At 73.4% G+C, this 6,455-nt stretch carries 7 protein-coding genes and 1 tRNA gene; 2 read left to right on the forward strand and 6 right to left on the reverse strand.

The features are described from left to right. Positions 1 to 2 precede the first annotated feature (2 nt). The 3 genes from ACWGKI_RS15565 to ACWGKI_RS15575 form a co-directional block, all read right to left on the reverse strand. On the reverse strand, positions 3 to 443 hold the full coding sequence (locus ACWGKI_RS15565; protein ID WP_452188148.1) for an ArsR/SmtB family transcription factor: 441 nt from the start codon (positions 441 to 443) through the stop codon (positions 3 to 5). Beyond that, positions 443 to 1,090, reverse strand: coding sequence for an SRPBCC family protein (locus ACWGKI_RS15570; RefSeq protein ID WP_452188149.1), 648 nt, complete (start codon positions 1,088 to 1,090; stop codon positions 443 to 445). Before ACWGKI_RS15570 ends, ACWGKI_RS15565 begins: the two co-directional genes overlap by 1 nt. A gap of 89 nt (positions 1,091 to 1,179) precedes the next feature. Next, positions 1,180 to 1,575, reverse strand: coding sequence for a hypothetical protein (locus tag ACWGKI_RS15575; RefSeq protein ID WP_452188151.1), 396 nt, complete (start codon positions 1,573 to 1,575; stop codon positions 1,180 to 1,182). Positions 1,576 to 1,610: 35 nt separating this feature from the next. On the opposite strand from ACWGKI_RS15575, the gene ACWGKI_RS15580 reads away from it, so the two are divergent. Further along, a complete protein-coding gene (locus ACWGKI_RS15580; protein WP_452188153.1) occupies positions 1,611 to 2,231 on the forward strand; it encodes a hypothetical protein in 621 nt (206 codons plus the stop codon). 65 nt (positions 2,232 to 2,296) lie between these two features. Here the strand turns inward: ACWGKI_RS15580 and ACWGKI_RS15585 are convergent, their stop codons facing one another. The 3 genes from ACWGKI_RS15585 to ACWGKI_RS15595 all read right to left on the reverse strand — a co-directional run bounded on the left by ACWGKI_RS15585 (position 2,297) and on the right by ACWGKI_RS15595 (position 6,188). Further along, positions 2,297 to 3,202, reverse strand: coding sequence for a serine protein kinase RIO (locus tag ACWGKI_RS15585; RefSeq protein WP_452188155.1), 906 nt, complete (start codon positions 3,200 to 3,202; stop codon positions 2,297 to 2,299). Positions 3,203 to 3,419: 217 nt separating this feature from the next. After that, complete coding sequence (locus ACWGKI_RS15590; RefSeq protein ID WP_380243783.1) at positions 3,420 to 4,244, reverse strand: metal-dependent hydrolase; 825 nt, start codon at positions 4,242 to 4,244, stop codon at positions 3,420 to 3,422. A 114-nt stretch (positions 4,245 to 4,358) separates the two neighbouring features. Further along, on the reverse strand, positions 4,359 to 6,188 hold the full coding sequence (locus tag ACWGKI_RS15595) for a glycoside hydrolase family 15 protein (RefSeq protein ID WP_452188157.1): 1,830 nt from the start codon (positions 6,186 to 6,188) through the stop codon (positions 4,359 to 4,361). A 101-nt stretch (positions 6,189 to 6,289) separates the two neighbouring features. Here ACWGKI_RS15595 and ACWGKI_RS15600 point away from each other — a divergent pair. Further along, positions 6,290 to 6,374: transfer RNA gene (locus ACWGKI_RS15600), tRNA-Leu, on the forward strand. Positions 6,375 to 6,455 lie beyond the last annotated feature (81 nt).

The following is a 6,455-nucleotide window of genomic DNA, read 5'->3' on the forward strand; positions in this document are numbered from 1 at the left end:
GCTCACCCCGTCTGGCCCGGCCGAGTCCGGGCCGCTCCGACGTCTCCGGCGTCTCCGGCGTCTCCGGCGCCTGTGCCCTGCCGCCGCGCGCGACGGCCGCGGGCCAGCTCCGTCTCCAGAGCGTCGAGCGGCTGGGCGAACGGCGATGCGAAGTGCGCCAGCCAGAGGCGCGCGACGTCGAGCCCGGCGTCGTCGACGGCGTAGAGACGGCGGGTGCCCTCCGCGCGGACGGTGACGAGGCGCGCGTCCCGCAGCACCCGCAGGTGCTGCGAGACCGCGGGCTGGGAGATGCGGTCCTCCGCCTGCAGTGCCTCGACCAGCGCGCCGGCCGGCTGCTCGCCGGGGGCGAGCAGCTCGAGCAGCCGACGTCGGACCGGGTCGCCCAGCGCCTCGAAGACGCCGCGCCGGCGCGACGGTGCGGCGCCGGCCGGTCCCTCGGGCATCAGGCCTCCGGCACGGTCGTGTAGAACGCGACGGTGCGCTCGGCGGCCGCCCGGGCCGCGACGGGGTCGTCCCCGTCGGCGACCGCGGCGTCGGCCCAGCCTGTCGCCGCGAGACGCGCGAACGCGACGCCGTCGGGCGAGAGCGTCCACGCCTCCGCGACCTGCGGGTCGAGGGGGGTCGCAGGGTCCGCGACGTGCAGACCGAGCCCCATGAGGCCGAGGTCCCAGCCGACGCCGGTGGCGCCCGGGCCGTACTGGTCCCACAGCTCCTGCGGCACGACGGCCTCGTGCACCAGCTCCAGCACCGTGCCGTCCTCGGCAGGCGCGAGGGTCACGGAGAGCCACGAGACCGAGCCGCCGAACTCCCACGTCACCGCGAAGCCGTCGGGGGCCGTGCAGCGCTCGACCGTGCCCCCGGCGTTGCCCTCGAGCTGGTACCGGCCGCCGACAGCGAGGTCGCCGGTGACGGGCAGGAACCAGCGGCGGATGCGCTCGGGGGAGGTGACCGCCTCCCACAGGTCGGCGCGGTCGGTGGCATAGGCACGGCGGGCGACGGCGATCTTCGTCGGTGCACCGTTCCGCTCACCGGTGCGGATCTCCCGCGCGACCAGGCCGGCGGTGGCCACGGGGTCGATGGTGATGGTCATGACGACTCCTCCGGGTCCGTTTCTATAAGTGCGTACTTATACAAAACCACGGATCGGGCCCCGGGGGAAGGGGGGGAGCGCGCGGACGCTCAGTCGGAGGGTGCCAGCACGCAGACGGCGAACGTGGTGCGTCCGCGACGCAGCAGGTAGCGGACGTCTTCGCTCGCCCGCTCGGCGGCGAGCTCGTCCCGGTAGCTCCATCGCACCGCGACCCAGAGCAGCCCCCAGCCCGCCTCGTCGACGGCCCGGACCTCAGGGACGGCGGCGACGGCGTCCGCGGCCTCCTGGGAGACGGGCCGCGTCCGGTGGAGCTCCAGGACCTGCTCGGGCGACGTCATGACCGTGGAGCTGGTCTGGCCCGCGTGCAGCGCCGGGAGGTCGAACCGTTCGGAGAGGTCCTCGAGGTCTCCTGCGCCGAGGGCGAGGCCGAGGTCCGCGAAGAACGCTGCCAGCGCCTCGTCGTCGTACGCGGCCGGTGCACCCATCCGTCCACGGTAGCCCCGTGACATCATCGGCGCTCATGAGCCCCCGTCATGCACGGATCCTGCCTGCAGCCCTCAGTCTGCTCACGGTCGCGGTGGTGGCCGGGTGCGCCACCACCGAGCCGGCCTCGTCGCAGGAGGTCGCGGACGCCGCGGCCCGGTGGGGGGCCCGGCCGCAGTACGTGCTCACCACGTCGGCGGAGGGCTTCGAGCCCGTGGCGATGGCCGCGGGTGCCTACGGCACGGACGGGTTCTCGCTGATCTTCAGCGATGCCGCGACCGGCAGCATCTTCCTGCTGACCGCCGTCGGCGGTCAGATGAGCGTGGACGACTGCTCCGCCGCGCCCTTGACGGACACGGGCGGCGGCTCCGTGGAAGGGCCCGTCAGCTGCGTCGAGGAGGGTGAGCTGCTGCGCCGGACGTCCGGCGACGCGGAGGAGTACGTCCAGGCGCGCGACGAGGTGCTGGTCCGGGTGTCGGGGCTGACGGCCGACCACGACGCGCTCCGGGAGGCCGCGGGGAACGTCCGGGTGCCGACGTCGCAGGAGCTGGACGACCTGCTCGCCGAGGCGCCTCCCGGCGACCAGGCGCCGGTCGAGCGCGGCGACCTGCCCCCGGGCGACGGCGCCCCGGACAACGGCGTGGGCGCGGGCGGCTGACACCCGCGCCCGCGCCCTCCCATGCCCCCTTCCGTGCCCCGTGCGTGCCCGGCCCAGCCGATGCCTCACCAGGCCTGGGCGAAGACCTCCGCGAACAGCTCGTCGGGGTCGACGTCGAGGCCGCGGGAGACGAACCACGTGCACACGTTGCGGCAGTCGCGGTGCAGCAGGTCCGCGCCGAACGGGTTGGCCACGAGGTCCACGACCTGGGGCAGGTCGATGATCACGAGCCGCCCGCCCTCGTCGGCGTCGGCCACGAGGATGTTGTACGGCGACAGGTCGCCGTGCGCCCAGCCGAGGCGGGCGATGACGCCCATCCCGTGCCGCAACTGGTCGAACCAGTCGGCGAGCTGCTCGGGCTCGGGGCGCGTGCGGGCGAGCCGGGGCGCGGCCTCGGCCTCCCCGTCGGCGGTCTCCTGGCCGACGAACTCCAGGAGGATCTCCGTCGCGTCGATCTGGACGGGGTAGGGCACGGGGGCGCCCGCGTCCCAGAGCCGGGACAGCGCCAGGAACTCGGCGTCCGCCCACTGCGTGGCGGCCACGGCCTTGCCCCAGGAGGACTTGCGGTCCTCGATGGCGCGCTGGTCGCGCGTGCGGCGCACGCGGCGGCCGTCGGTGTACTCGCCGTCGCGGTAGAACTGCCGGTGGTCCCGGCTGCGATAGCGCTTGGCGGCGAGCAGGCTGCGGCGGTCCGGGTCGCCGGGCACGGCGCGCTCGACGAGGAAGACGTCCGCCTCCTTGCCGGTCTTGAGGACGCCGAGCTCGGTGTCGAGCGCGGCGTCAGCGGTGACGATCCAGTCCGGACGCGGCTCGGGGCCGCGCTGGCCCTTCGTCACCGAGGTCCAGGTGGACCACCGCTGGTCGGGGCCGGGCTCCACGGGCAGGTCGCCGGCGACGTCCTCGCCGAAGGGAGAAAGGGAGAGGGGGAAGACAGGTGAAGAGACGAACGGGGAAGGGGTGTGCTGGTGCACGCGAGACTCCTGCTCAGGACGAGGAGCTCGAGCACGGCCCCTCAGGTTCGGGTGGTGTCCGCCCGCCGGAGCGTCTCCGGGAGGGCGCGCATGACGACGACGTCCATCGCTCTGCCCTCCTTCGTGTGCTGGCCCGCGCCGATCGCGTGCCGCCTGCCGGAAGCATGCCAGGGCGCCTCGGGGCGGTCCACCCTTTTATCCGCCGTCTCGGCGTGGCTCAGGAGCCGAGCGTGCTGACCCAGCCGGACACGTTCTCCCACACCGGCTGCGTGTCGTACCCCATCTGCTGCAGCGCGGCCCAGGTCACGCCGACGACGGCGTAGAGGCTGACGGGGGTCATGACCAGCCACTCGCGCCACGACCCGGCGTCGCCGAGGACGGGCAGGGAGAGGTTGCCGCCGTCGCGCCACACCTCGTCGAACGGCAGCACCCGGTAGCGGCGCACCCAGTACGGGGAACGGAACCTCAGCGGCCACAGGAGCGGCACGCCGGCGGTGGTGAGGAGGTCGCCGACGACGTGCACCGCGCAGCCGAGCCCGACGCAGAACGGCATCCAGTTCCACTCCTCGGGCGCGAAGACGGCCACGCACCCGGCCAGGAGCAGCGACAGCGTCCAGTTCCACCACCGTTTCCCGTCGGTGACCTTCCAGGCGCGCAGCGCGAAGGCGATGAGCAGGACGGCCATGATGCCGGGGCCGACCAGCACCTCCCCGAACGCCTCGGTCTGGAGGGACACCATGCCCATGACCCACGCGATCGCGGTGAAGACGGCGATGCCGAGGATCGAGTGGGTCCCGTTGCGGTGCCCGCCGGAGAGGGCGGCGACGAGCTTCGTGACCCCCTCCGAGACGGGGGGCAGCGAGTGCGCGATGGTGCCGCTGTGGTGGTCGGCGTCGGGCAGCAGCGCGGCACCCGCGCAGACCAGCGCACCGGTCATCACCCCGACGTCCGACACCGGGTGCCAACCGAGCGCGAACGGCGCCGTCGACGTGACCGCGACCCAAGCGGCCGCGCCCGACGCGGCATGGTGCCCACCCATCATGACGTCGTCATTCTCCTGTCCGGACACGCTTGTCCAGTTCCGCACCCTTGACCGGTTGGTCCGGCCAGGGGGACGGTACACGGCGGCACCGACGGCCGGGACCGCTCGGTGTGCTCAGGGCGTGGGCGGGCCCTCGTCGGGCACGCCGAAGACGTCGACGAGGTCGCCACCGCTGAGCGCTCGCGCGGCGTTCACGAGACCCACGTGGCTGAACGCCTGCGGGGTGTTGCCGAGCTGCCGACCGGTGGCGACGTCGTACTCCTCGCTGAGCAGGCCGACGTCGTTGCGCAGCGCGAGCAGGCGTTCGAAGAGCTGCACCGCCTCGTCGTGCCTGCCGATCCCCTCCAGGGCGTGCACGAGCCAGAAGCTGCACACGAGGAACGTGCCCTCGCCTCCCGCCAGCCCGTCCACGCCCCCGTCGGCGTCCTGCCGGTAGCGCAGCAGGAGCCCGTCGGACGTGGACAGCTCGCGCTGCACCGCCTCGACCGTCCCGACGACCCGCGGGTCGTCCCAGGGCAGGAACCCCACGCGCGGGAGGAGCAGCAGGGAGGCGTCGAGGCCCTGGGACCCGTAGAACTGGGTGAAGGTCTGGCGGTCGGCGTCGTACCCGTGGGTCAGCACGTCGGTGCGGATCTCCTCGCGCAGCGCCTTCCACCGGTCGAGCGGCCCGTCGAGCCCGAAGTGCTCGATGCCGCGCACCGCGCGGTCCACCCCCGCCCAGGCCATGACCCGGGAGTGCACGAACGCTCGTCGTGGGCCGCGCACCTCCCACAGGCCGTTGTCGAGGTCGCGCCAGTGGCCCTCGAGGAAGTCCATGAGCGCCGTCTCGAGCTGCCAGGTCTCGTCCTTCGCGCCGAGCGACGACGACCGTGCCAGGTCCAGGCACACCAGCACCTCGCCCCACACGTCGAGCTGCAGCTGTCCGGCGGCGGCGTTCCCGACCCGGACCGGGCGGGAGCCTTCGTACCCGGGCAGCCAGTCCAGCGTGCTCTCGGGGATCCGCCGTCGGCCGTCGAGCCCGTACATGATGTGCAGGTCGGCGGGGTCGCCGGCGACGGCGCGCAGCAGCCACTCGCGCCAGGCGCCCGCCTCGGCGGTGTGCCCGGTGCTCAGGAGGGACAGCAGCGTGAACGCCGCGTCGCGCAGCCAGCAGAAGCGGTAGTCCCAGTTGCGTTCGCCTCCGAGGTCCTCGGGCAGGGACGTCGTGGCGGCCGCGGCGATGCCGCCGGTGGGGTGGTAGGTGAGCGCCTTGAGGGTCATCAGGGAGCGGTGCACGGCCGAGGACCACCGACCGTCGTACCGGGTGCTGCCGACCCACGAGGCCCAGAACCGGAGGGTGTCCTGCAGCGCCGGCTCGGGGTCGGCGGACTTTGGGGGCTGGACGTGGGACGGGAAGTGCGTGAGCACGAACGGGACCCGGTCCCCGCCCGTCACCTCGAACTCGGCGTGCAGGTCGTCGAGGGGGCCGCCCCCGTGCGTCAGGTGCACCGGTGTCACGACGCTCACCGCGTCCGGTCCTGCGACCGCGCGCAGCACGCCGTCCTCCACCTCGCTCACCCAGGGGGCGACGCTGCCGTAGTCGAAGCGCAGGCGCAGGTCGCACCGCATCCGCACCCGCCCCGAGACGCCCTCGACGATGCGCACCAGGTCGGGTGCCTTGCCGCGCGGGGGCATGAAGTCGATCACACGGACGAGGCCGTCGGGGGTCTCCCACTCGGTCTCCAGCACGAGGCTGTCGTCCCGGTAGCGTCGCCGCGTGCAAGCACCCCCCGCCGCGGGGGCGAGCTGCCACGAGCCGTGGGAGTCGTCGCCGAGCAAGGCGGCGAAGCAGGCGGGGGAGTCGAACGCCGGTAGACAGAGCCAGTCGACGGAACCCGTGCGACTGACGAGGGCGGCCGTCTGCAGGTCACCGACCAGGGCGTAGTCCTCGATGCGCTGTGCCACGTCGCCACGGTAGGCCGTCGGCGGTTTGCAGGAGCCCCGCCTCGCCGTGCTATGTTTTTCCACGCACCGAGACGGCGTGAGAGCGCCGCCGAGGTCCACTCGTCCGGGTGGCGGAATGGCAGACGCGCTAGCTTGAGGTGCTAGTGCCCTTTATCGGGCGTGGGGGTTCAAGTCCCCCTCCGGACACACAGGCAATGCTCAGGAGTCCTTCAGCCCTTCGGACTGGAACCTGGACGGCAACGCAGAAGGCGCCCACCCCTCGGGGTG

Source organism: Isoptericola sp. NPDC055881 (assembly GCF_053615895.1).

What these genes read in the sequence shown, in the direction of transcription:
- ACWGKI_RS15565 (WP_452188148.1), bottom strand. Translation starts at nt 443, where the DNA reads ATGCCCGAGGGACCGGCCGGCGCCGCACCGTCGCGCCGGCGCGGCGTC.
- ACWGKI_RS15590 (WP_380243783.1), bottom strand. Translation starts at nt 4,244, where the DNA reads ATGATGGGTGGGCACCATGCCGCGTCGGGCGCGGCCGCTTGGGTCGCG.
- ACWGKI_RS15570 (WP_452188149.1), bottom strand. Translation starts at nt 1,090, where the DNA reads ATGACCATCACCATCGACCCCGTGGCCACCGCCGGCCTGGTCGCGCGG.
- ACWGKI_RS15575 (WP_452188151.1), bottom strand. Translation starts at nt 1,575, where the DNA reads ATGGGTGCACCGGCCGCGTACGACGACGAGGCGCTGGCAGCGTTCTTC.
- ACWGKI_RS15580 (WP_452188153.1), top strand. Translation starts at nt 1,611, where the DNA reads ATGAGCCCCCGTCATGCACGGATCCTGCCTGCAGCCCTCAGTCTGCTC.